The sequence below is a fragment of the Pseudomonas sp. GW460-12-10-14-TSB1 genome (assembly GCF_017349775.1).
In the GTDB taxonomy this organism is placed as follows: domain Bacteria; phylum Pseudomonadota; class Gammaproteobacteria; order Pseudomonadales; family Pseudomonadaceae; genus Aquipseudomonas; species Aquipseudomonas piscium.
In genome coordinates, this window is the sequence record NZ_JACNAC010000007.1 from 163,048 (window position 1) to 184,205 (window position 21,158).

At 65.0% G+C, this 21,158-nt stretch carries 20 protein-coding genes; 13 read left to right on the plus strand and 7 right to left on the minus strand.

Translation table 11 applies throughout. The features are described from left to right. Position 1 precedes the first annotated feature (1 nt). The 7 genes from nudK (at position 2) to J4D52_RS07400 (ending at position 6,030) form a co-directional block, all read left to right on the plus strand. The gene (gene nudK, locus J4D52_RS07370; protein ID WP_063433474.1) at positions 2-610 is read left to right on the plus strand and encodes a GDP-mannose pyrophosphatase NudK; all 609 of its coding nucleotides are present in this window, start codon (positions 2-4) and stop codon (positions 608-610) included. Further along, on the plus strand, positions 603-1,508 hold the full coding sequence (locus J4D52_RS07375; protein ID WP_102676308.1) for an ABC transporter substrate-binding protein: 906 nt from the start codon (positions 603-605) through the stop codon (positions 1,506-1,508). The genes nudK and J4D52_RS07375 overlap by 8 nt, the downstream gene beginning before the upstream one ends. Continuing rightward, a complete protein-coding gene (locus J4D52_RS07380) occupies positions 1,501-2,703 on the plus strand; it encodes a sugar MFS transporter (protein ID WP_102676309.1) in 1,203 nt (400 codons plus the stop codon). Before J4D52_RS07375 ends, J4D52_RS07380 begins: the two co-directional genes overlap by 8 nt. Beyond that, positions 2,700-3,356, plus strand: a complete 657-nt coding sequence (locus J4D52_RS07385) for an HAD family phosphatase (protein ID WP_025806902.1) — start codon at positions 2,700-2,702, stop codon at positions 3,354-3,356. The genes J4D52_RS07380 and J4D52_RS07385 overlap by 4 nt, the downstream gene beginning before the upstream one ends. A 58-nt stretch (positions 3,357-3,414) precedes the next feature. Beyond that, positions 3,415-4,317, plus strand: coding sequence for a LysR family transcriptional regulator (locus J4D52_RS07390; protein ID WP_102676310.1), 903 nt, complete (start codon positions 3,415-3,417; stop codon positions 4,315-4,317). Between the two features lie 130 nt (positions 4,318-4,447). Continuing rightward, positions 4,448-5,071, plus strand: a complete 624-nt coding sequence (locus J4D52_RS07395) for a glutathione S-transferase family protein (protein ID WP_102676311.1) — start codon at positions 4,448-4,450, stop codon at positions 5,069-5,071. A 65-nt stretch (positions 5,072-5,136) separates the two neighbouring features. Further along, on the plus strand, positions 5,137-6,030 hold the full coding sequence (locus J4D52_RS07400; protein ID WP_102676326.1) for a pyridoxamine 5'-phosphate oxidase family protein: 894 nt from the start codon (positions 5,137-5,139) through the stop codon (positions 6,028-6,030). On the opposite strand, the gene J4D52_RS07405 is transcribed toward J4D52_RS07400, so the two are convergent. The 5 genes from J4D52_RS07405 to J4D52_RS07425 are packed head-to-tail and all read right to left on the minus strand — an operon-like array spanning position 6,021 to position 11,701. Continuing rightward, positions 6,021-7,151, minus strand: coding sequence for a glycosyltransferase family 4 protein (locus J4D52_RS07405; RefSeq protein WP_102676312.1), 1,131 nt, complete (start codon positions 7,149-7,151; stop codon positions 6,021-6,023). The genes J4D52_RS07400 and J4D52_RS07405 overlap by 10 nt on opposite strands. Next, a complete protein-coding gene (locus tag J4D52_RS07410) occupies positions 7,152-8,282 on the minus strand; it encodes a glycosyltransferase family 1 protein (RefSeq protein WP_102676313.1) in 1,131 nt (376 codons plus the stop codon). Beyond that, entirely contained in the window at positions 8,266-9,642 is a 1,377-nt protein-coding gene (locus tag J4D52_RS07415; RefSeq protein WP_025806908.1) for a glycosyltransferase family 1 protein, read from the minus strand. Before J4D52_RS07415 ends, J4D52_RS07410 begins: the two co-directional genes overlap by 17 nt. Beyond that, the gene (locus J4D52_RS07420) at positions 9,639-10,904 is read right to left on the minus strand and encodes an ABC transporter ATP-binding protein (RefSeq protein ID WP_102676314.1); all 1,266 of its coding nucleotides are present in this window, start codon (positions 10,902-10,904) and stop codon (positions 9,639-9,641) included. The genes J4D52_RS07415 and J4D52_RS07420 overlap by 4 nt, the downstream gene beginning before the upstream one ends. After that, a complete protein-coding gene (locus tag J4D52_RS07425; RefSeq protein WP_025806910.1) occupies positions 10,904-11,701 on the minus strand; it encodes an ABC transporter permease in 798 nt (265 codons plus the stop codon). The genes J4D52_RS07420 and J4D52_RS07425 overlap by 1 nt, the downstream gene beginning before the upstream one ends. Positions 11,702-12,478: 777 nt before the next feature. Between J4D52_RS07425 and J4D52_RS07430 the strand changes: the two genes are divergently transcribed. The 5 genes from J4D52_RS07430 to J4D52_RS07450 are packed head-to-tail and all read left to right on the plus strand — an operon-like array spanning position 12,479 to position 18,243. Continuing rightward, positions 12,479-14,080, plus strand: coding sequence for a glycosyltransferase (locus tag J4D52_RS07430; RefSeq protein ID WP_102676315.1), 1,602 nt, complete (start codon positions 12,479-12,481; stop codon positions 14,078-14,080). Next, positions 14,080-15,384 (plus strand): glycosyltransferase, encoded by a 1,305-nt coding sequence (locus tag J4D52_RS07435; protein ID WP_102676316.1) that lies wholly within the window; start codon positions 14,080-14,082, stop codon positions 15,382-15,384. The genes J4D52_RS07430 and J4D52_RS07435 overlap by 1 nt, the downstream gene beginning before the upstream one ends. Beyond that, positions 15,381-16,271, plus strand: coding sequence for a methyltransferase domain-containing protein (locus J4D52_RS07440; protein ID WP_371860278.1), 891 nt, complete (start codon positions 15,381-15,383; stop codon positions 16,269-16,271). The genes J4D52_RS07435 and J4D52_RS07440 overlap by 4 nt, the downstream gene beginning before the upstream one ends. Then, positions 16,268-17,425, plus strand: coding sequence for an acyltransferase (locus tag J4D52_RS07445; protein WP_102676318.1), 1,158 nt, complete (start codon positions 16,268-16,270; stop codon positions 17,423-17,425). The genes J4D52_RS07440 and J4D52_RS07445 overlap by 4 nt, the downstream gene beginning before the upstream one ends. Further along, on the plus strand, positions 17,419-18,243 hold the full coding sequence (locus J4D52_RS07450; protein WP_102676319.1) for a bifunctional 2-polyprenyl-6-hydroxyphenol methylase/3-demethylubiquinol 3-O-methyltransferase UbiG: 825 nt from the start codon (positions 17,419-17,421) through the stop codon (positions 18,241-18,243). The genes J4D52_RS07445 and J4D52_RS07450 overlap by 7 nt, the downstream gene beginning before the upstream one ends. Positions 18,244-18,300: 57 nt before the next feature. Here J4D52_RS07450 and J4D52_RS07455 read toward each other — a convergent pair whose 3' ends face one another. After that, positions 18,301-18,927: a LysE family translocator gene (locus J4D52_RS07455; protein ID WP_025806916.1), complete on the minus strand. Its 627-nt coding sequence runs from the start codon at positions 18,925-18,927 to the stop codon at positions 18,301-18,303. A gap of 146 nt (positions 18,928-19,073) precedes the next feature. On the opposite strand from J4D52_RS07455, the gene J4D52_RS07460 reads away from it, so the two are divergent. Then, positions 19,074-19,547 (plus strand): Lrp/AsnC family transcriptional regulator, encoded by a 474-nt coding sequence (locus tag J4D52_RS07460; protein ID WP_025806917.1) that lies wholly within the window; start codon positions 19,074-19,076, stop codon positions 19,545-19,547. 114 nt (positions 19,548-19,661) lie between these two features. Here the strand turns inward: J4D52_RS07460 and lpdA are convergent, their stop codons facing one another. Beyond that, the gene (gene lpdA / locus J4D52_RS07465; protein WP_102676320.1) at positions 19,662-21,062 is read right to left on the minus strand and encodes a dihydrolipoyl dehydrogenase; all 1,401 of its coding nucleotides are present in this window, start codon (positions 21,060-21,062) and stop codon (positions 19,662-19,664) included. Between the last annotated feature and the right edge of the window lie 96 nt (positions 21,063-21,158).

Here is a 21,158-nt window from a genome sequence, read left to right on the forward strand (position 1 = left end):
AATGAACCAGGCCATCTCCACCAAGGACCGTGTGCGGATCCATCAGGTCGAAGTGCTCTCGGACAACTGGTACGTGCTGCGCAAGACCACCTACGACTTCCAGGGCCGCGACGGCGTCTGGCGCACCCTGAACCGGGAAACCTACGACCGCGGCAATGGCGCCACCATCCTGCTGTACAGCCGGGCCAAGCAGACGGTGGTGCTGACCCGGCAGTTTCGCTTCCCAGCCTTCGTCAACGAACACGACGGCATGCTGATCGAAACCTGTGCCGGGCTGCTGGACAAGGACGATGCGCGTACCTGCATCCACAAGGAGACGGAGGAGGAAACCGGCTATCGCATCCGTGAGGTGCGCAAGGTGTTCGAAGCCTTCATGAGCCCGGGGTCGGTCACCGAGCGCCTGCACTTTTTCGTCGGCGAATATTTCGATGAAGACAAGCAGGGCGAAGGCGGCGGCCTGGAACACGAGGGCGAAGAGATCGAAGTGCTGGAACTGCCGATCGACCGCGCCCTGGCGATGATCGACAGCGGCGAGATCTGCGACGGCAAGACCATCATGCTGCTGCAGTACGCCAAGCTGCACCGTTTGCTGGAGGCCGCCGATGACTGAGCTCAACGCCATCAGCTCGATGGAGCATGCCGAGCTGGCCGAATTCATCGCCGGCATCAGCCAGCACATCGGCATGCCGGTGCGCCTGACCCGTTGTTCCACCTCGGAGCTGATCGAACGCCTGCACAGCGGCAGCGCCGGGGCCTGGGACCTGTTGCTGGGGACGGCGGCCACCGCCTTGCTCGACCCCGGTCTGGCCTGGCAATTGATGCCGCTGACGGACATCGAGTTCGCCGGCCTGCCGGACGCCGCGGTGGCCACGGATCGCCGCTGGTTCGCGGCGTCGGGTTTCGTCCCGGCCTTCTGTTATGACCCCAAGGTCCTCGCCCGTGAGGGCCTAGCGGTGCCGACCAGCTGGCAGGACCTGACAGGCCCCGAGTGGTCCGGGCGGCTGGCCTTGCCCGACCCCGGGCGCTCCGGCGCTGGCTACCTGCATCTTGGCGCACTGCTCGAACATTATGGCGAGCAGGCCTGGGCGCTGCTGGCCCAGGTGGCCAGGCAAGACCCTTCGATCAGCGGTTCCTCCACGGCGCCGATCGAGGCGGTCGTGCAGGGGCAGGCCTGGCTGGGGGTGACGGTGTCGACCGCGGCCACCCGCGCCGCCGAACAGCACCCGCACCTGCGCTGGTGCGTGCCCGAAGATGCGCGCTGTTATGAGGACGAGGTGTTCGCCTGCCGGGCCGGCTCGCCCAACGCCGCCTATGCGCAGCAGGCGTTGCAGTGGATGCTCACGCCTGCTGCGGCGGCGATCAGCCAGCGTTATGGCAAGGTGGTGCCGGGCCAGGCCCATCCGACCGGAACGCTGCAACCGCTGCCGGCCTTGCAGGCCAGTCGGGACAAGGCCGCGCGTTGCCGGCAATGGCAGGCGCTGTTCAGCCGGGAGACGGCTCATGGCTGAAGCCGCGCGGGATTCCAGTCAAGCGCTCAGCCGCCAGGACCAGGTCCGTGAAGCGCGCCCGTGGTTTCTTTACCTGCTGTTCGGTCTGTTTGGCGCCCAGCAAGGGTTGCTCGGGCCGATCATGCCGTTCCTGCGCGAAACCCTGGCGCTCGACCTCGGTTGGGCCGGCCTGCATTTCGCCGCCTATGCCGCCGGCCTGGCGCTGGTTGGCTGGCCCTATCGCTGGCTGGAACGACGGGTGCGGTCGACGAGCATGAGCACCATCGCCTGCCTCTCGGTGGTTATCGCCAGCAGTCTGTTCGCGCTGGCCGGGCACTGGTCGCTGACCTTGCTCGCCGCCGGGGCGATGGGCCTGTCGGGCGGGTTTGTGCTGGCGGTGGGGCAGGCGGCCCTGGGCGAGCGTTATCGCGAGCAGGCCGCGCCGAGGCTGGTGGAGGCGCACATAGTCGCCGGGCTGTGCGTGCTCGGCGGCGCCTTGCTGGTGGGTAGCATGACCGGCCTGGGGCTGTCGTGGCGCCTGGTGCCGGGCAGCATCGCCGCTGTCGCGCTGCTGGTGACCTTGCTCTCGCTGAGTGCCTGGAACGCCCCGGCGACACTCGCCGCCGCCCATCAAGCCAGCGAGAGCGGGCAGAGCCTCATGACCCGGCGGGTGCAACTGAGCCTGTGGGCCTTGGTGCTGCTGGGGATTTCCGCGGAATGGGGAGTCGGCTTCTGGGGCGCGGAATACCTGGCCGTGCACGTCCAGGTCAGCGCCTCGGCCGCGGCCACGCTGATGAGCCTGTATTTTGCCGGCACGGTGTGCGGGCGCCTGGCCAGCCGTTATGCGTTGATCCGCATCAACCCGTTGCCGCTGCTGGTCGGCGTGATGCTCGGGGCCATCGCCACCCTGGTGGTGCTGTACTTCAGCCAGGCCCAGCTGCTGACAGCCTTGTTCATCTTTGTCCTGGGCGCCTGCCTGGGCAATTTCTTCCCGTTGATCCTCGGTTCGGCGATGCGTGTCGCGCCCCAGGCCAGCTCGGCCATCAGCGCCCAGGCCTCGCAGGCGGTGGGTGTGGCGCTGTTGCTGGCGCCTTTCCTGCTGGGCTTGTTGTCCTCGCGGATCGGGGTCGAAGCGGCTTTCAGCCTGTTGATTGTTTATCCCTTTCTTATGCTGCCGATCGCGCGCGGTCTGCATTTTCCCGGAGCACGCCCTTGAAGCTTTCTGCCCTGTTGTTCGATCTCGACGGCACCCTCATCGACACCGATGACCTGCACCTCAACGCCTACAACCAGTTGCTGGCGCGCTGGGGCAAGTCCATGAGCCTGGATTACTACAAGGCTCATGTGATGGGCTTTCCCGACGACATGATTTTCTCCGGTCTGTTTCCCAATACCCCGGCGGCACAGTACCCGGAACTGGCGGCGCAGAAGGAGGCCATGTTCCGCGCCCAGCTGCGCGAGACCACTCCGGTGCCCGGCGTGCTGCGCACCCTGGACTATGCCCAGGCGGCCGGCATCCCCATGGCGGTGGTGACCAACGCGCCCCGGGAAAACGCCGAAGCCATGCTCCAGGGCCTGGGGATCGCCGAGCGCTTCGATGCGCTGGTGATCGGCGGTGAGCTGGCGCGCGGCAAGCCCGACCCGCTGCCTTACCTGACGGCCCTGCAACTGCTGGAGGTGAGCGCCGATCAGGCGCTGGCCTTCGAGGACTCGCTGGCCGGTGTGCGTTCCGCGGCAGCGGCGGGCATCCACACCTTCGGCATGCTGTCGGGGCTCGAGGAAACTCAGCTTCGCGAGGCGGGTGCGCGGAGTATCATCCGGGACTTCAACGATGAGGCCTTGTGGCAGCGACTCCAGGTCCCTGCCTGAGCCCGGGCGACCCATGCGGGACAGTGCCGGGGCAGGGCGCCGTACTGCGAGGACCGCCATGGACCGATTCCAGGAAATGCAGGTGTTCATCAGCGTCGCCCAGGAGCAGGGCTTCGCTGCCGCGGCCCGGCGCCTGGGGTTGTCCGCGCCCAGCGTGACCCGGGCGGTGGCGGCGCTGGAGCAGCGTATCGGCACCCAGTTGCTGACCCGCACCACGCGCAATGTGCTGCTGACGGAAGCCGGCCAGCGTTACCTGGAAGACAGCCGGCGCATCCTCGCCGAGTTGCAGGACGCCGAGGCCTCGGCCGCCGGCATCCATGCCCTTCCGCGCGGACAACTGACGATCACCGCTCCGGTGCTGTTTGGCGAGCTGTTCGTGACCCCGCTGATGGTGGATTACCTGGAACGCTTTCCCGAGGTCAGCATCAACGCCCTGCTGGTCGACCGGGTGGTGAGCATGGTCGAGGAGGGCATGGACGTCGCGGTGCGCATCGGCGAGTTGCCCGACAGCGGCCAGCACGCGATGCGCGTCGGCGAGGTGCGGCGGGTCATTTGCGCGTCCCCGGCTTTCCTGGCCCGGCATGGGCGGCCGCGACATCCGCAGGAGTTGCGCCAGGCGCCAGTGATTGCCCCGTCTTCCATCGGCCAGTCCAGAAGCTGGCTGTTCGACGAGGACGGAACCCCCTTGAGCGTTCGCCCGGAACCGCGGCTGGTGGTCACCGCCAACCAGGCGGCGATCAGTGCCGCGTGCCTGGGGCTGGGCCTGACCCGGGTGCTGTCGTACCAGGTCGCGGGCAAGGTGGCGGCCGGCGAGCTGGAGATTGTCCTGGCGGAGTTCGAACTGGCGCCGCTGCCGATCCATGTGGTGTATCAGGGCGGGCGCAAGGCCCCGGCGCGGGTGCGCAGTTTCGTCGACTTCGCGGTGCAGGCGCTGCGCGAACATCCGGCGTTGCAACCGTAGCGCGGATCATTGCGCTGGCTGAAATGATGGATTGTGTTTTCTGGTGATTCTGTTGTTTTGACTCGAGAGGGAAGATGGCGTCCGTCAGTGCCGCTCGTGTGAGCCGCACCCCTGCCCAGCGGAGTCTGCCATGCACGCCATCAAGCTCTACAACTTCCCCCGTTCCGGTCATGCCCATCGCGTCGAACTGATGTTGTCGTTGCTAGGGCTGCCTTTTGAGCTGATCTTCGTCGATCTGGCGAAGGGCGAGCACAAACAGGCGGACTTCCTGGCGCTGAACTCTTTTGGCCAAGTGCCGGTGATCGACGACCAGGGCGTGGTGCTGGCCGACTCCAACGCGATCCTGGTGTACCTGGCGCAGAAGTACGGCCAGGGCCGTTGGCTGCCCAGCGATCCGGTTGGCGCGGCACGGGTCCAGCGCTGGTTGTCGGTGGCGGCGGGACCTATTGCGTTCGGCCCGGCGGTGGCGCGGCTGATCACCGTATTCGGCGCGCAGCGCAACGCCGAGGAGGCCATCGACCGCTCCCATGCGTTGCTCAAGGTGGTCGAGCAGGAACTGACGGCCAGCCCTTACCTGGCGGGCAGCGAACCGACCATCGCCGATATCGCCGGCTACAGCTATATCGCCCACGCCCCCGAGGGCAATGTGTCGCTGGCGGATTATTCACAGGTCCGCGCCTGGCTGGCGCGCATCGAAGCCTTGCCCGGCTTCGTCGGCATGCCGCGCACCGCGGTGGGCCTGCAAAGCGCCTGAACCTGGCGGCCCGGCACCTCCCGGGCCCGCTGAATGCTGCGTCATCGACGCAGGGGAGACTCATGATGAATACCGGATCCCCCTGGCACGCAGGCGAAACCCGCCTGCAAGCCCAGGCTGGCGTGGCCGAACGCATGGACGTCGTCGGGCGCAAGGTCATCCGCAGCGAGATGCCCGACCAGCACCGGCAGTTTTATCAACAGCTGCCGTTCATGTTGCTCGGGGCTGTGGATAACCGGGGCAATCCCTGGGCCAGCGTGCTCGAAGGGGCTGTCGGTTTCGCTCGCTCGCCAACCCCTGGGTTGCTGCGGCTCGACAGCCTGCCAGCCGCCGAAGACCCTGCCCAGCTGACGCCGGGCGCGGCCGTCGGCCTGCTGGGCATCGAACTGCACACCCGGCGGCGCAACCGCCTCAACGGTCGGATCGTCCAGCTGGACGACAGCGGTTTTGCCCTGGGGGTCGAGCAGTCTTTCGGCAACTGCCCGCGCTACATCCAGCTGCGTCAGTTCGAGTCGGTGCCGCTGGCCGCGCACCGGCCGGTGCAGCGCCTGAACGCGCTGGATGAAGAGGCGAGGGCGATGATCCGGGGCGCCGATACGTTTTTTGTCGCCAGTTACGTGGAGGTCGAGGGACGGCTCTGGGTCGATGTTTCCCACCGCGGCGGCCCGGCCGGCTTCGTGCGGGTCGAGGGCAACCGCCTGAGCATTCCGGATTTCGCCGGCAACCTACACTTCAACACCCTGGGCAACCTGCTGCTCAACCCCCGCGCCGGCCTGCTGTTCATCGACTTCAGCCGTGGCGACCTGCTGCAGCTCAGCGGGCGCACTGAAGTCGTGCTCGACGACCCGCAGATCGCAAGCTTCCCGGGCGCCGAGCGCCTGTGGCGCTTCGAGGTCGAACAACTGGTGCGCCGGCCCGCGGCGCTGGCCTTGCGCTGGCGCCTGGCGGATCAGGCGTAGGACAGGGCTTTTTCCTCCAGCAGCTCCTGGTACAGCTCGCTCCACCTGCGGCCCATCTCGTCGGCGGTGAACAGCTGCCGGTAGCGGGCTTCGGCCTTGAGGCCCATCTGCGCGGCCTGTTCCGGGTTGTCCCAGAGCTGGCGCATGGCGGCGCGGAAGGCCAGGGGATCGCTGGGCGGCACCACCAGGCCGGTTTCGCCATGGATATTGATGTAGCTGGTGCCGGTCCCGATCTCGCTGGAGATCATCGGTTTGCCGTACATCGCGCCTTCGAGCAACGAGATGCCAAAGGCCTCGGAGCGCAGGTGCGAGGGGAAGACGATGGCGTAGCTCAGTTGCAGCAAGGCCACCTTGTCTTCATCCCCCAGGCGGCCGAGGAAATGCAGGTTCCTCAGGCCCAGCGCCGCGGCCTGGGCATGCAGTTCGGCCTCGAGCGGGCCAGCACCGACGATCACCACCGGGTAGTCCACGTCCTTGAGGGCATCGAGCAGGATGTGCAGGCCCTTGTAGTAACGCATCACCCCGACGAACAGGAAAAAAAGCTCGCCCAGGCGCTGGCGCCACTGGGCCATGCGTTCGCTATCGGGCTGTGGATAACCGGCCTTGTTCAGGCCGTAGGGGATGACCCGGGTCTTGTCCGGGAATTGTTGCAGCACATCGCTGGTGTGCAGGTAGTTCGGCGACGCGGCGACGATCCGGTCGACGCTGCCCAGGAAGCGGTTCATCAACGGCCGGTACAGCTTGAGCAGGTGGCGCTGGCGGATGATGTCGGAGTGGTAGGTGGCCACGCAGGGCTTGTTCATGCCACTCATGAAATGCACCAGGTCCATGAACGGCCAGGGGAAGTGGTAGTTGACCACGTCGGCTTCGGCGGCCATTTCGCGGAACTGCTTGAACACGCTGTAGGAGAAACCGGTGGAGGCGAACTGGAAATCCAGCTTTGCCTGATGCACCTCATGCTGACCCACCTTCTGCGCGCCGGGCGAGGGATCGGCGCTCAGCGTCAGAACCTGGCCATCGATACCGTAGTGGGCACCGCTTTCGCAGAGCTGGAAGATGACCTGTTCGGTGCCGCCGATCGAGTCGGGCAGGTATGTTTTGTAGAAGTGTAAGACCCGCATTCAGCCTCCCATGGCCTGACGGTAGGCATGCGCGGTGATCCGTGCGCAGCGCCCCCAGGAAAAAAGTGTTGCCTGTTCCAACCCCGCTTCGCGGCACGCCTGCCAATGGCCGTCGTCTTCGATCAGGCGCAGCATGGCGTGGCGCAAGCCGTCCACATCGTCGGGGTCGACATAGTTGCCGGCCGCACCCGCGACTTCGGGCATTGCCGCACATTGCGCCAGTACCACCGGCGTACCGCTGGCCATGGCCTCCAGGACCGGAAGACCAAAGCCCTCGTAACGCGAAGGAAAAACCAGGGCCCTGGCCCCGGCGACCAGGTGTGCCAGCTGTTCGTCCGGCAGGTAGCCCAGCAGGCGCACATGGCCGCTGGCCAGGGCCTTTTGCAGGGTGTCGCTGAATTGGCCTTGCTCCCAACCCGCCATGCCGACAATCAGCAACGGATAACGCTGGCGCAGGGTTTCCGGCAGCTGCGCGTGGGCCTGCAAGGCCAGGGACAGGTTCTTGCGCGGCTCCAGGGTGCCGACGCAGAGGAAGTAGCCTTGAGGCTGCAAGCCATGGACTGCGAGGTTGTGTTCCAGCTCGGCGTGCCCGCGTGGATGGAAGCGCGGGGCGACGCCCAGTGGCGCCACGACAAAGCGATCGCGCGGCAGGCCGAAATAATCCTGGGCTTCATCGGCGATGAACTGCGAGTCCGTCAGGATCAGCCGCGCCTGTTCCACGCCTGTGCCAAGGCGCCGCTCGATTTCCTTCAAGCGTGCCGGCGGCTGAGTCGAGGGGTAATGCAGGTGAGTCAGGTCATGCAGGGTCATCACGGTCGGGCCGTCGAACTCCAGCGGCCACAGGCTGGGTTCGTGGTAGAGGTCGATCGCTGCGTGCGGCCCCTGGTCGAAACGTCGCTGCTCCAGCCAGCGCCGGGCCTGGTAGGCCCCGGGAACCCGCCGCAGCCAGGGGGCCACTTGGGAATAACCCAGCATGGCCGCCGCCGGCAGTTCGGGGCTCCAGCCCCAGCCATGGAACAGCGACAGCTCCAGCCCCTGTTCGGTGACCAGGGCCGAGGCCAGTTCCGCTACGTAATGGCCGATACCGGTGCGGGGCGACTGGAGAATGCGCGCGTTAAGGGCTATCCGCATCGTGCGTCTCCATGACCGTGGGGGCGTGGTTCCTGTGGAACACAATGCGTTCGACCAGTTGGGTACTGGCTTCTCGCCAACCCAGCCAGCGCCACTCATCGACATGGCGGGCCGCGGGAAACACGCCGCTGGTTTCCTGCTGGATGACCAGGTCGGCCAGGCTCTGCGGATCGTGCAGGTCGAAGTAGGCCATGAACTCGCCGCCGATTTCGCGAAACACCGGGATGTCGCTGCCCATGGCGGGCAAGCCGCGCTGCATGGCTTCCACCAGCGGCAGGCCGAAACCCTCGACATGGGATGGGAACACCAGCGCCGTCGCCTTGGAATAGGCGTGCTCCAGGCTGTTGTCGTCCAGGGAGTTGAACATGAACAGGCGCCGGTTCAGCTCTGGGTGCCGGCGAATCCGCTCGATCAGCGCCTCGCACTTCCAGCCAATGCGCCCGGCGATGCACAGGCGAGCCTGGGAACCGCTGGCCCAGACGCGCTCGAAGGCATCGAGCAGGAAGCCATGGTTTTTACGGGGCTCGATGGTGCTGACCATCAGGAAGACCGCTGCCTGGCCCTTGAACAGCTGGGCCAGGTCCGGGTTGATCCGAGCGTTTTCGCTGCACTGGTCCAGTTCCGAACCCAGGTGGAAATAGTCGAACCAGCGCTGTGCCACCTGTTGGCGCCCGACCCGGCGGAGCATCTCTTCGCGGACCTGGTCGCGGATGGTCGCGGAAATGGCGATATAGCCGTCGGCGGTGCGCGCTATCCAGTCGAACCAATGGTTGAACACCCGGACCAGCCCGGCGTCGCAGAACTGCGGATGAGTCAGGGGAATCAGGTCGTAGATCACCGAGACGATGCCCACGCCATCGCGCTTGAGCCGTTCGGCCAAGGGGAAAAAGTCGGCGTGCCAGGATGAGTCCAGCAACACCAGTTGATCGCCCGGTTGATGTTGCAGCGGTACGCAGCGCTGGGGGATTTCATCCACGTTCACCAAGCGGTTGCACAGGCGCAGGGGAATGCTGAGAAAGGCAAAGGCCGTCAGGCGGCACGCGATGTAGAGCAAGCGCCGGGCGATGTACGAATCGGCAAAGGGTTTGCGGCGTTCCAGAGTCCGGTGGCGCAGCCAGAAGACGTTGGCGATCTGCTCCAGGCGTACCCGCAGCCCCATCAGGTTCCAGCGTCGGGTCGGCAGCGGCTTGAGGCTCAGGACCCGATACAGCTTGCCGCCGAGCATCGCCACTGGAATGCATTCCACCGCGCCGTTGGCCGCGGGCAGTTCACGGATAACGTTGCGCACCACACGCTGGATGCCCGAGTTGGTCTCGGGGTGTTCGAACACATAGGTGCATTCAATCAACAGTCGGGTCATGGAGCGGCTCGCTGAGGCATTGACTGAGTGGACTTCGACGGCGAGCGGACAATGCTGGTCCGCGCCTGCAACCAGGAACAGCCGACAAAGTCTTCCTGGCGGTTATTGATCACGTGGAAGACCAGGCCGTAGTCGCGCCATTCGAAATTGCGATCCAGGTGCGAATCCAGCCGCGACAGGCTCAGGGCCACCGAGTAGTTGCCCTTGCCCAGGCCCATGGTGAAGGCAAAGCGGAAGGTGACCTTTTCGCCGGCGCTCAAGTCGGTCAGGGCCTGGTCCAGGCGATGGGTGTTGATGCCATACATGGGCTGGCCGAGCCGGTCCTTGATCATGAAACCCAGCACCAGCCGTTCGATGTCCTGGCGCACCTCGACCTGTACTTCCAGCACCACCGGCTGGCCGACTTCGGCCATCTCGATCGAACGCTCGCGTTCGTCGCGCAGGCGCACGCTGAGGATCCCGGCTTCGCCGGTGCCGGAAATGGTCCGCACCTGGCCGTTGGCGAGCATTTCCTGGCGCACCGTCTGGCCTTCGCGTTCGGCGAGCATGGCGTTGTAGTAGTCCATCACCTCTTCCGGCTTGCCGTGCATGGCCACACGGCCCTGCTCAAGCAGGATCGCGGTGTCGCAGATCGACTGGATCGCCGAACGGTCGTGGGAAACGATCAGCAGGGTGGTGCCGGCGCGGCGGAAGCTGCGGATGCGTTCGAAACTCTTGTGCTGGAAGTAGGCGTCGCCCACCGACAGCGCCTCATCGACGATCAGGATGTCCGGGCGCCGGGCCGTGGCCACGCTGAACGCCAGACGCATCTGCATGCCGCTCGAATAGGTGCGTACCGGATGATCGATGGCCTCGCCGATTTCGGCGAAGGCTTCGATTTCCGCCATCAGGGCCTCGATTTCCTCGACCTGCATGCCCAGCAACTGGCCGGCCATGATTGCGTTCTGACGCCCGGTGAAGTCCGGGTGAAAGCCCATGCCCAGCTCCAGCAACGCCGCCACCCGACCGCGCAGGTGGATCTCGCCGCAGGTCGGCTGGGTGGTGCCGGTGATCATTTTCAACAAGGTGCTTTTGCCGGCGCCGTTGACCCCGACTATGCCCACGGCCTGGCCCGGCTCGATCTCGAAGTCGACGCCCTGCAGCACCCAGTGCAGGTGATGGCGCGGCCTGGAAAACGGAATCATCCATTCGAACAGCCGGCTCCAGCGGTTCGGATACTGCTTGTAGGCCTTGCCCAGGCCGCTGACGCGTATATGTCCCATCAGAGCTCATCCACCATTTCACCGACGCGCTGGCGGAAAAGCCGCAGCCCCATGCCACAGAACAACAGGCTGATCACCAGCATCGGAGTCAGCGAACTCCACTGTGGCCACTGGTCGTACAGGAACAGGTTCTGGTAGCTGTGCATCAGCGCGGTCAGCGGGTTGAGCGCCAGCAGACGCTGGATCGACTCGGGCAGGATGCTGATGGGGTAGACGATGGGGGTCAGCCAGAACCAGAACTGCAGGAAGATGCCGAAGAACTGCGCTACATCGCGGAAGAACACGTTCAGCACCCCGAGGATCATCCCCAGGCCGGCGCAGAACAGCACCTGCAACAGCAGCAGCGGGATCAGCGCCAGCAGCGCCAGGCCCGGCAGGCGCCCGGTGATCAGCAGGAAGCCGAGGAACAGGCCGAGGATGATCGCGAAGTTGATGCCGGCGTTGAGCAGCACGATCACCGGCAGGCAGATGCGCGGGAAGCTGATCTTCTTCAGCAGGTTGGCGTTTTCCAGGAACATGCTCTGGCTGCGCAGGGTCAGCTCGGAAAACAGGCCCCAGGTCAGCAGCCCGGCGCACAGGTAGACGCTGTAGGCCAGGCCGTCCTCCACCCCCGGCAGGCGGGCGCGCATCACTTGGGAAAAGATCACCGTGTAGACGACGATCATCGACAGCGGGTTGAGCACGGTCCACAAGGCACCGAACAGCGAGTTGCGATAACGCGCCTGGAACTCCCGCTGCACGCTGCCGAGGATGAAGCCCCGGTAGCTGCGCAGGGATCGATACAGATTGAGCAGCATCAGGTCATCCTGCTGTATGGGTATTGGAAACGGATGTTTATTGGTATTTCAGGCGCCCATCCGCTGTTCAGCCGCTCGCCATGTCTGCCATGGACGCGACGTTGTGCTGCCCACTGCGGATGGGCAGCGGGCTGAGGTGGTGTGGTGGATGCTCGGGGAAGGGTGGCCAGAGGGCGATGGATCATCGCATCGGGCGGTTGTGGCGAGGGGCGCTGAAGGTTTTGGGAGGCGGTCGGGTCATAGGAGACAGGCAGCAACCTCCGGCCTGAGCCTATGCTGCTCAAGCGGGATTGGGTGCGACGATCCGTGAATCCATTCAGGCCCGTTACAAACAGACGCTTGTTCAAGCGGCAGTCCCCTTATCACGAACTTTCGCGAAATCCCACAATCGATGGCGGGAAAAGTCAGGAAATTCCGAAAAAACTCGAAAAGTGCCTGCCACGCGAAGTTGTTGTTGTAGTTGTTTGGCAGTCAATCTGTGCCAATTGCGCGGCAATTTCAATAAGTCCTATCGTGACCGGTAAGTTCTCCTGTTTGAGCATAGGAAAAATCTCTTCGGTAGGTTCCCGAACCTTCGAAGGATGTGTTTAGAATGCCCCTCGTCTCGACCCAAACGATCAGAAGCGGCTGTCTTTGAGCCGGTAGAAACTGACCAATAGAACAAGAACGTAGACGGGCATGAGAACGATGGACGCACGCCCACAACACAGGCGTGGTGCCATGGCTCTACCGTCATTGTGTGAAGTTGCCAGGATGGCGGCTTCATCGTGAGATGCCATGAATTTCATTCTTTATTCGGATGTTAACGACGGCTCCATCAGCCAGAGCCTCGGGCGTCCGGAATACAGTTATTACTTCGTGCTCAAGGCCTATCGCCCGGTGCTGGAAAGCCTTGGGCGCGTTCACGTGGTGCAGGCGCCCGCCGAAGTCGATCAGCTGTATCACGAGCTGCGGCTCAAGGGCGAAGACAGTCTTTTTCTTTCGTTCACCCCTCCCCAGAAAACCCCGCTCGACCTGGACTGTCCGACCCTGTGTGTGGTGGCCTGGGAGTTCGACTCGATCCCCCACGAATACTGGGATAACGACCCGCACCAGGACTGGAGCCGCATCCTTGGCCGCCATGGCCGGGTGATCACCCTGTCCAGCCATACGGCCCGGGCGGTGCGTCGGGTGCTGGGTGAGCATTTTCCGGTGCTGGTGCTGCCAACCCCGTTGTGGGAGCGCTTCGACGGCGTCCGCGGGCAATACCCCAACGTCCCGGTCAATGCCGGCACCACCCTGCAGATCAAGGGCTGCATCATCGACAGCCGGGCCCTGGGGCTGTCCGCCGACGGCCTGATCGCGCCTGTGCTGGAGGAGGCACCACCGCCTTCCGCTCCCGTCGAGGTCGAAATCGTCGAAGCCCCACCGCTGACCGCCAGGCGCCGGCTGTTCATCGCCAAGCACTATCTGCGCGAATGGTATCGGGCGCTGGTCGGCGGCGAATGGCGCCGGCCGCTGTTCATCAGCAAGCACTACATTCGCGAATGCTACCGCGAGGGGCTGCGCGACCGGGTCCCCGAGCGCCTGCGGGCGCTGATGGCGAAATCGAGAGCGGAGCACGCGGCACCGCTGCCCGCCGTTTTGCCGGAGCCTGCTCCGGAACATCCCCAGGCCGTCCTCCCGGCCACCGACCAGCAGGTGGAGTTCCAGGTCGATGGCGTGGTCTATGTCAGCGTGTTCAACCCTGACGATGGCCGCAAGAACTGGCATCAGTTGATCACCGCGTTCTGCTGGGCGATGCGCGACACCGAAGACGCCACCCTGGTGTTGAAGATGACCCAGAACGACCTGTCGACCTATTACGTCGAGGTCCTGACCCTGTTGTCGCAGCTGTCGCCCTTCCGCTGTCGGGTGGTGGCCATGCACGGTTATCTGGACGACGAGCAATTCGCCCGGCTGTACGGCGCGGCCAGTTTCTACGTCAACGCCTCGCGTTGCGAAGGCCTGTGCCTGCCGCTGATGGAGTTCATGGCTTGTGGCAAGCCGGTGATCGCGCCGCTGCATACGGCCATGCTGGATTACATCGACGAGGAGGTGGCCTTCGTCGTCAAGTCCAGCCAGGAGCCGGCGATCTGGCCGCAGGACTCGCGCATCCTGTTTCGTACCCTGCGCCACCGCCCGGACTGGGGGTCGTTGAAAACCGCCTACCAGGACAGCTACCGCATGGCCAAGGAAAACCCCGAGGGCTACCAGTCGATGTCCCTGGCCGCGGCCCTGCGCATGCAGGAGTACAGCAGCTTCGCCAGCGTCCAGGGGCGCCTGCGGGACTTCTTCGCCCTGACCCCGCTGACCGAGGCCGACGGCGCGTCCTCCCTGGCTGTGGCGGGTAACGCCTGATGCTGATCCTCATTCATTCGGAAACCAACAAGAGCAACATCCAGCAGAACCTCGGCCGCCCCGAATACAGCTACTACTTCGTGCTCAAGGAGTTCCGGCCGGTGCTGGAACGCCTGGGCCAGGTGCTTGAGGTCAGCAACCCCGACGAGCTGGTGGACCGCCTGTATTTCGATTGCCAGAGCCGCGGTGAGGCGTGCATTTTCCTGTCGTTCTCGCCGCCCCATCGCACGCCCAACCATTACGCCTGCCCGACCATCCCGGTGTTCGCCTGGGAGTTCAGCACCATTCCCACCGAAAGCTGGCAGGGCGAGCCGCGGCATGACTGGCGGCTGGTCCTGGGCACCGCGGGCGCGGCGATCACCCACTCCAGCTTTACCGTGCGAGCGGTGCGCGATGTGATGGGCGAGGACTACCCGATCTGTGCGATTCCGGCCCCGGTCTGGGATCGCTTCGCCAGCCGTGGCGAGCAGTTGGGCAAGCAGGCGCGGGCGTCCCAGGTGACCCTCAACCTGCGTGGCCTGTTGCTCGACAGCCGTACCCTGGACCTGAGCGCCTACGGCCCGAGTACGCTGCGCGAAGGCATGCCGCTGGCGCTCGATACCCAGGCCCGCGATTGCCAACTGCTGCTCGACGGGGTGATCTACACCTCGGTGTTCAACCCCTACGACGGGCGCAAGAACTGGCAGGACATGATCAGCGCGTTCTGCACCACCTTCCGCGACTGTGCCGACGCCACCCTGGTGCTGAAACTGACCCACCACGATATCGGCAACGCGCTGGCCGACATGCTGCACCACCTCTACAAGAACCAGTCCTACCAGTGCCGTATCGTGCTGATCCACGGCTTTTTGTCCGATCCGGACTACGAGCGGCTGGTGGAGGCCACCAGCTATGTGGTGAATTCCTCGTTCGGCGAAGGGCAATGCCTGCCGCTGATGGAGTTCATGTCTTGCGGCAAGCCGGCGGTGGCGCCGTGCAACACCGCGATGGCCGACTACATCGACCACGACAACAGCTTCATCGTCGACTCCACCGACGAGCTGACCGCCTGGCCCCACGATCCCCGGGCCGCCTATCGGACCCTGCGCTACATCACCAACTGGGATTCGCTGTGCTCGGCCTATCGCGCCAGCTACGACGTCGCCCGGCAGGACCCCGAGCGTTACGCGCGGATGTCGACCCATGCGATCGAAAGCTTGCGGCGCTTCTGCAGCCAGGCCACGGCCGAACAGCGTCTTGGCGAGTTTTTCCAGCAGGTGCTGGAGCAACGCAAGGTGCCTGCCACCCCCGGGCTTGCTGGGTGATGCGGGCGTTTCTGCGGCGTTTGCGCAGGGGCGCGCCATTGCCTGCGCCGCTGCTGGCTGATGCGCCCAGGCCCGCGGTTTCTCCCCGCGATTGCGGCTTGCGCGACGCCATGCTCGACGGCTGGTTCCGTTCCGAAACCGGTGAACTGCTCAAGGGCTTTGCCATCAGCGCTGAAGACACCCTGCTGGATGTCGGCTGCGGCGAAGGCGTGGCGACGCTGTTCGCCATGCGCCAGGGCGCCTCGGTGATTTTCACCGACAGCGAGTTCGACAAGGTGCGCGAGCTGGCCCGGCAAGTCGCCGAGCAGTCGGACGTGCCCGCCCTGGGGCTGGTCAGCAACAGCCTGCCGTTGCCGCTGGCCCAGGGCTGCGCCAGCAAAGTGGTGTGCATGGAAGTGCTGGAACACATCGAACAGCCCGAGCCGTTTCTCGCCGAGCTGGTGCGCATGGGCCGCCCTGGCGCGCAGTACCTGATCAGCGTTCCGGATCCGGTGGGCGAGCATCTGCAGAAGGGTATCGCGCCGCCCGGCTATTACCGCGCGCCGAACCATGTGCAGATATTTTCCCGCGAAGGCTTTGGCCAGATGATCGAGGACGCCGGGCTGGTCATCGAACACCGGCAGGCCACGGGCTTTTTCTGGGTCATGGGCATGATCTTCTTCTGGGCCAGCGAACGGGCCGCCGGACGCGAGCTGCCGGGCGCCGTGCGTGACCGCATCCAGGCGCCGTACCCGGCGCTGATGGAAGGCTGGGCACGGACCTGGGAGGAGCTGCTGGCGCAACCCGACGGGCTGGCGATCAAGCAGGTGCTGGATGGCTTCATGCCGAAGAGCCAGGTCATCATCGCCCGCAAGCCGCTGTCCGGCGCAGTGGCTGAGCCGTCTTGAACGACAAGCGGATCATGGACATCGAGCTGCTGCGGGGCATCGCGGTGCTGGGCGTGGTGTTCCATCATCTGCAAGGCAATCTGTTTCCAGGCGGGCTCGCCTGGCTGGGCAGCATCGCGGCCTACGGCCAGTTCTGGTGGGGCGTGGACCTGTTTTTCGCCATCTCGGGTTTTGTCATCGCCCGCAGCCTGATCCCGCAACTGCGCGCCTGCACCAGCGCCGCGCAGTTCTGGCAGCGGACCCGCGACTTCTGGATTCGCCGCGCCTTCCGCCTGTTGCCCTCGGCCTGGTTGTGGCTGCTGCTGATGTTGCTGGCGAGCCTGTTCCTCAATCGTTCGGGGGCCTTCGGCAGCCTGCACGCCAACCTGTGGGCCACCGTTGCCGGCCTGCTGCAGTTCGCCAATTTGCGTTTCGCCGACAGTTTTTTCCACTACGAATACGGCGCCAGTTTCGTCTACTGGAGCCTGTCGCTGGAGGAGCAGTTCTACCTGTTGCTGCCGCTGCTGGTGCTGTTGTGCCGCAAGTACCTGGTCTGGCTTTTGCTGGCATTGGTGGTCGTGCAACTGGTGAGCTTGCGTTCGGTGCTGTTGATGTTTATCCGCACCGATGCCATGGCCCTGGGTGTGCTGCTGGCGCTGTGGACCGCTCGCGCCAGCTACCGGCACTGGGAACCGAAGTGGCTGGGGTGGCGTCCGGGGCTTGGCCTGCTGCTGTTGATCCTGCTCGGCCTGGGCATGGGCTGGCTGGCCACCGATAAGTTCAATGTCACTCACTACCGGGTCGGTGCCCTGGCCGTGCTCTGCGCGCTGCTGGTGTGGATCGCTTCCTACGACCGCGACTACCTGTTGCCCCGCGGCCCGCTGAAAAGCCTGCTGGCCTGGGTCGGCAGCCGTTCCTACGGGATCTACCTGATCCATGTCCCGGTGTTTTTGCTGGTCCGCGAAGCCTGGTTCCGCCTGGCGCCCCTGGGCACGACCGGGCTGAACGAGCAGCCGCTGCTGGCGCTGGCCTGTGCCCTGGGCTTGCTGCTGTTGTTGAGCGAACTCAACTACCGTGTCATCGAGTTGCCCCTGCGCAATCGGGGCGTCGAGCTGGTGCGACGCCTGGGTACATCCCGTTCTCCCGTTCCTTCCACTGGAGTCACTTCATGCTGAGCCTTCTGAAAAAACTCACGGCGAGCGCTCCTGCGGCCGTAACGCCCGACGCACCGCCGCCGGTCAAGGTCGATCCGTACATGCTGGGCCTGCAGGACGCCATGCTCAGCGGCTGGTTCAACCAGGAAAACGGCGAGTTGTTCACCGGTTTTCCGGTGACGGCCGAGGACACCCTGCTGGATGTCGGCTGTGGTGACGGCGGCAACGTGCATTACTGCGCGATGCGCGGGGCGAAGATCATCATTGCCGACATCGATGCGGCCAAGGTCGAGGCGACGCGCCAGCGCCTGAGCGATACCCCGGCCCGTGGCGTCGAATGCCATGTCACCGACTGCAACCCGCTGCCGATCGCCGACGGCACCGCCAGCCGCGTGGTGTCCACCGAGGTCATCGAGCATGTGGACGACCCGGCGCAGTTTCTCTCCGAACTGGTGCGGGTCGGCCAGCCGGGCGCGCTGTACCTGTTGAGCGTGCCGCACCCGAGCTCCGAGGACCTGCAAAAGGACATCGCCGCGCCGGAGTATTTCCAGAAGCCCAACCATATCCGCATCATCAGCGAAGAGCAGTTCAAGCAGATGGTCGGCGACGCCGGGCTGGAGGTGCTCAGCCATAGCCAGTACGGCTTCTACTGGTCGATGTGGATGCTGCTGTTCTGGGAAGCCAAGGTCGACTTCAGCAACCCTGATCACCCGTTGCTCGACCAGTGGGCCAGCACTTGGCAGACCATCCTCAACTCGCCGCGCGGGGTGCAGATCAAGCACGCGCTGGACGCCGTGGTCGCCAAGAGCCAGGTCATCATTGCCCGCAAGCCTGGCTGAACGCAGGGGCGATGCTTGTCAAAAAGGGCCGCAGGGCCCTTTTTTGTCGGCTTGGCCTCAGGCCTGTTGCACGAAGGTCAGGCGCAGGGCGAAGCCGATCAGCAAGCTGCCGAACAGCCATTGCTGGACCCGCTGGGCGGCGCGGTTGTGCGCCAGCCAGCGGCCGATCCAGGCGCCGGCCAGGGCGTAGGCGCTGTCGAACAGCAACCCCACCAAGACCAGCAGCAGACCGAGGCTGGCGAACTGCGCAGCCACGGGGCCGGCCTGCGGGTCGATGAACTGTGGCAGCAACACCGAGCAGAACAGCAGCGCCTTGGGGTTGAGCAGGTTGGTCAGCAGGCCGCGGCGGATCGCTTCGCGCCAGCGCAGCGCGCTCGCGGCCTCGCCATCCTGCAGGCTGGGCAGCAGGTTGGCCCGCAGGCACTGCACGCCGAGCCACAGCAAGTACGCGGCCCCGCCCAGGCGCACCACCTCGAAGGTCCAGGGCGCGGCCTTGAACAGGGCGGCCAGGCCCAATGCCGCCAGCGCCACATGGCAGCCCCGGGCGATCGCCAGGCCTGCCGCGGTGGCCAGCGCCAGGCCCTTGCCCTGGCGGGCGCCGGTTTGCAGCAGCAGGATCATGTCGGGGCCGGGCAGCAGATAGACCACCGCCAGCGCCAGGAAAAACATCCAGAGTTGTGCCACCTTGCCACCCCCTTTCGTTGTCGATTCGGTAGGCAGAGTCTAGGGCCGAAGGGCAGGGCAGGTGCTTGCGTAGTCAGCCAGCATGCAGGCGGAAATTGGCATAATCTTCCACCTGGACATGGAGTGACTATCGGAAAATGCCAAAGATGAAACTGGACGCCTACGACCGCAAGATTCTCGCCGCCCTGCAGCGCGACGGCCGCCTGAGCAACGTGCAACTGGCGGAGGAGATCGGCCTGTCTCCTTCACCCTGTTTGCGCCGGGTACGGATGCTGGAAGAGGCTGGGGTGATTCGCGGCTACCAGGCCAACCTCGATCGCGATGAAGTGGGCCTGGGGCTGACGGTGTTCGTCGGGGTCAAGGTCGAGCGGCACACCGACGAGCATTCCGAAGCCTTCCACAAGGCGGTGACGGCGCTGCCGGAGGTGCTTTCGGCGTTCCTGGTGTCCGGCGAGTCGGACTTTCTGCTGCAGGTGGTGGTGCCGGACCTGCGGGCCTACGACCGCTTTCTCACCGGCAGCCTGCTGAAACTGCCGGGCGTCAGCGATATCCGCAGCAACTTCGCGATCCACACGGTGAAAACCCCGGGGGCGCTGCCGCTGGGGCATTTGCCGGGTTGATGGCTTACCTGTAGCCGCTGCCGAAGGCTGCGATAAGGCCGAAGGCCTTCAGTGATCTTGAAAGCTTGCGCGCCCTTCGGTCGCGATCGCAGCCTGCGGCAGCGGCTACAGGATTTACATCTGCGTCGCCATCCCCTCGACATCCATCGCCGCCTGGCGCAACGCCTCGGAGCGGGTCGGGTGCGGGTGGCAGGTCAGGGCGATATCTTCGGCCGAGGCGGAAAACTCCATGGCCACGCAGTATTCGCCGATCATTTCGCTGACGCTCGGTCCTACCAGATGCACACCGAGGATTTCATCGGTCTGCGCGTCCGCCAGAACCTTGGCGAAACCTTCGGTCTCGTGGTTGATCTTGGCTCGGCTGTTGGCCGTGAAAGGGAACTTGCCGACCTTGTAGGCCCGGCCCTCGGCCTTGAGTTGCTCTTCGGTCTTGCCGACGCTGGCCAGCTCCGGTTTGGTGTAGATCACACTGGGGATCAGGTCGTAATTCACTTCACCGGCCTTGCCGACGATCTGCTCGATACAGGCCATGGCCTCGTCCTCGGCCTTGTGGGCAAGCATCGGCCCGGACGTGACGTCGCCAATCACCCACACGCCAGGGGCCTCGGTGCGGTGCTGGCGGTTGGCGAGCATGCCGCGCGAGTCGGTGCCCAGGCCGACGTTCTCCAGGCCCAGGCCCTGGGTATATGGCCGGCGCCCGATGGCCACCAGCACGTAGTCGGCTTCCAGCAGCTGCGCCGTGCCGCCCGCTGCCGGCTCGATACTCAACTGCACACCGTTGGCCGAGGTGCTGGCGCTGCTGACCTTGGTGCCGAGCTTGAAGGCGATCCCCTGTTTGCCCAGGGCCCGTTGCAGGGTCTTGCCCGCTTCGCCATCGACGCCGGGACAGATGCGGTCCAGGTACTCGACCACCGTCACCTGGGCGCCCAGGCGCCGCCAGACCGAACCCAGCTCCAGGCCGATCACCCCGGCGCCGATCACCACCAGGTGCCTGGGCACTTCGCTGAGGGACAGCGCGCCGGTGGAGTCGAGGATGCGTCGGTTGTCGATCTCCACCCCGGGCAACGGTGTCGGCTCGGAGCCGGTGGCGATCACGATGTCCTTGGCCTGCAGCCGGGTCTTGCCGCCGGCGCTGTCGGTCACCGTGACCTGGCCCGGGCCGTCGATATGGCCCCAGCCCTTGATCCAGTCGACCTTGTTCTTGCGAAACAGGAACTCGATGCCCTTGGTCAGGCCCGCCACGCTGTCGTCCTTCTGCTTCATCATCTGGGCGAGGTTGAGGCTGGGTTTGACCTCGATGCCCAGTTCGGCGAATTCCTTGCCCATGGCCGCGTCGTACAGCTCCGAGGCGTGCAGCAAGGCCTTGGACGGCATGCAGCCGACGTTCAGGCAGGTGCCGCCGAGGGTGGCGCGACCTTCGACACAGGCGGCCTTGAGCCCCAGCTGGCCGGCGCGAATGGCGGCGTTGTAGCCACCGGGACCCCCACCGAGGATGACGACGTCGTAGCTGCTCATGGCTGTTCTCCTGCAATCGGAAGGAAGGACGTTAAAGGTAGTTGAGCAAAAAATTATGACCGTAATATGAGCGTGCGAAGGGCGAACGGTCAAGCA

Coding starts and splice junctions, on each gene's coding strand:
- J4D52_RS07390 (WP_102676310.1), top strand. CDS start 3,415: ATGGACCGATTCCAGGAAATGCAGGTGTTCATCAGCGTCGCCCAGGAG.
- J4D52_RS07415 (WP_025806908.1), bottom strand. CDS start 9,642: ATGACCCGACTGTTGATTGAATGCACCTATGTGTTCGAACACCCCGAG.
- J4D52_RS07405 (WP_102676312.1), bottom strand. CDS start 7,151: ATGCGGGTCTTACACTTCTACAAAACATACCTGCCCGACTCGATCGGC.
- J4D52_RS07375 (WP_102676308.1), top strand. CDS start 603: ATGACTGAGCTCAACGCCATCAGCTCGATGGAGCATGCCGAGCTGGCC.
- J4D52_RS07425 (WP_025806910.1), bottom strand. CDS start 11,701: ATGCTGCTCAATCTGTATCGATCCCTGCGCAGCTACCGGGGCTTCATC.
- J4D52_RS07395 (WP_102676311.1), top strand. CDS start 4,448: ATGCACGCCATCAAGCTCTACAACTTCCCCCGTTCCGGTCATGCCCAT.
- J4D52_RS07380 (WP_102676309.1), top strand. CDS start 1,501: ATGGCTGAAGCCGCGCGGGATTCCAGTCAAGCGCTCAGCCGCCAGGAC.
- J4D52_RS07435 (WP_102676316.1), top strand. CDS start 14,080: ATGCTGATCCTCATTCATTCGGAAACCAACAAGAGCAACATCCAGCAG.
- J4D52_RS07410 (WP_102676313.1), bottom strand. CDS start 8,282: ATGCGGATAGCCCTTAACGCGCGCATTCTCCAGTCGCCCCGCACCGGT.
- J4D52_RS07400 (WP_102676326.1), top strand. CDS start 5,137: ATGAATACCGGATCCCCCTGGCACGCAGGCGAAACCCGCCTGCAAGCC.
- J4D52_RS07450 (WP_102676319.1), top strand. CDS start 17,419: ATGCTGAGCCTTCTGAAAAAACTCACGGCGAGCGCTCCTGCGGCCGTA.
- nudK (WP_063433474.1), top strand. CDS start 2: ATGAACCAGGCCATCTCCACCAAGGACCGTGTGCGGATCCATCAGGTC.
- J4D52_RS07460 (WP_025806917.1), top strand. CDS start 19,074: ATGAAACTGGACGCCTACGACCGCAAGATTCTCGCCGCCCTGCAGCGC.
- J4D52_RS07430 (WP_102676315.1), top strand. CDS start 12,479: ATGAATTTCATTCTTTATTCGGATGTTAACGACGGCTCCATCAGCCAG.
- lpdA (WP_102676320.1), bottom strand. CDS start 21,062: ATGAGCAGCTACGACGTCGTCATCCTCGGTGGGGGTCCCGGTGGCTAC.
- J4D52_RS07420 (WP_102676314.1), bottom strand. CDS start 10,904: ATGGGACATATACGCGTCAGCGGCCTGGGCAAGGCCTACAAGCAGTAT.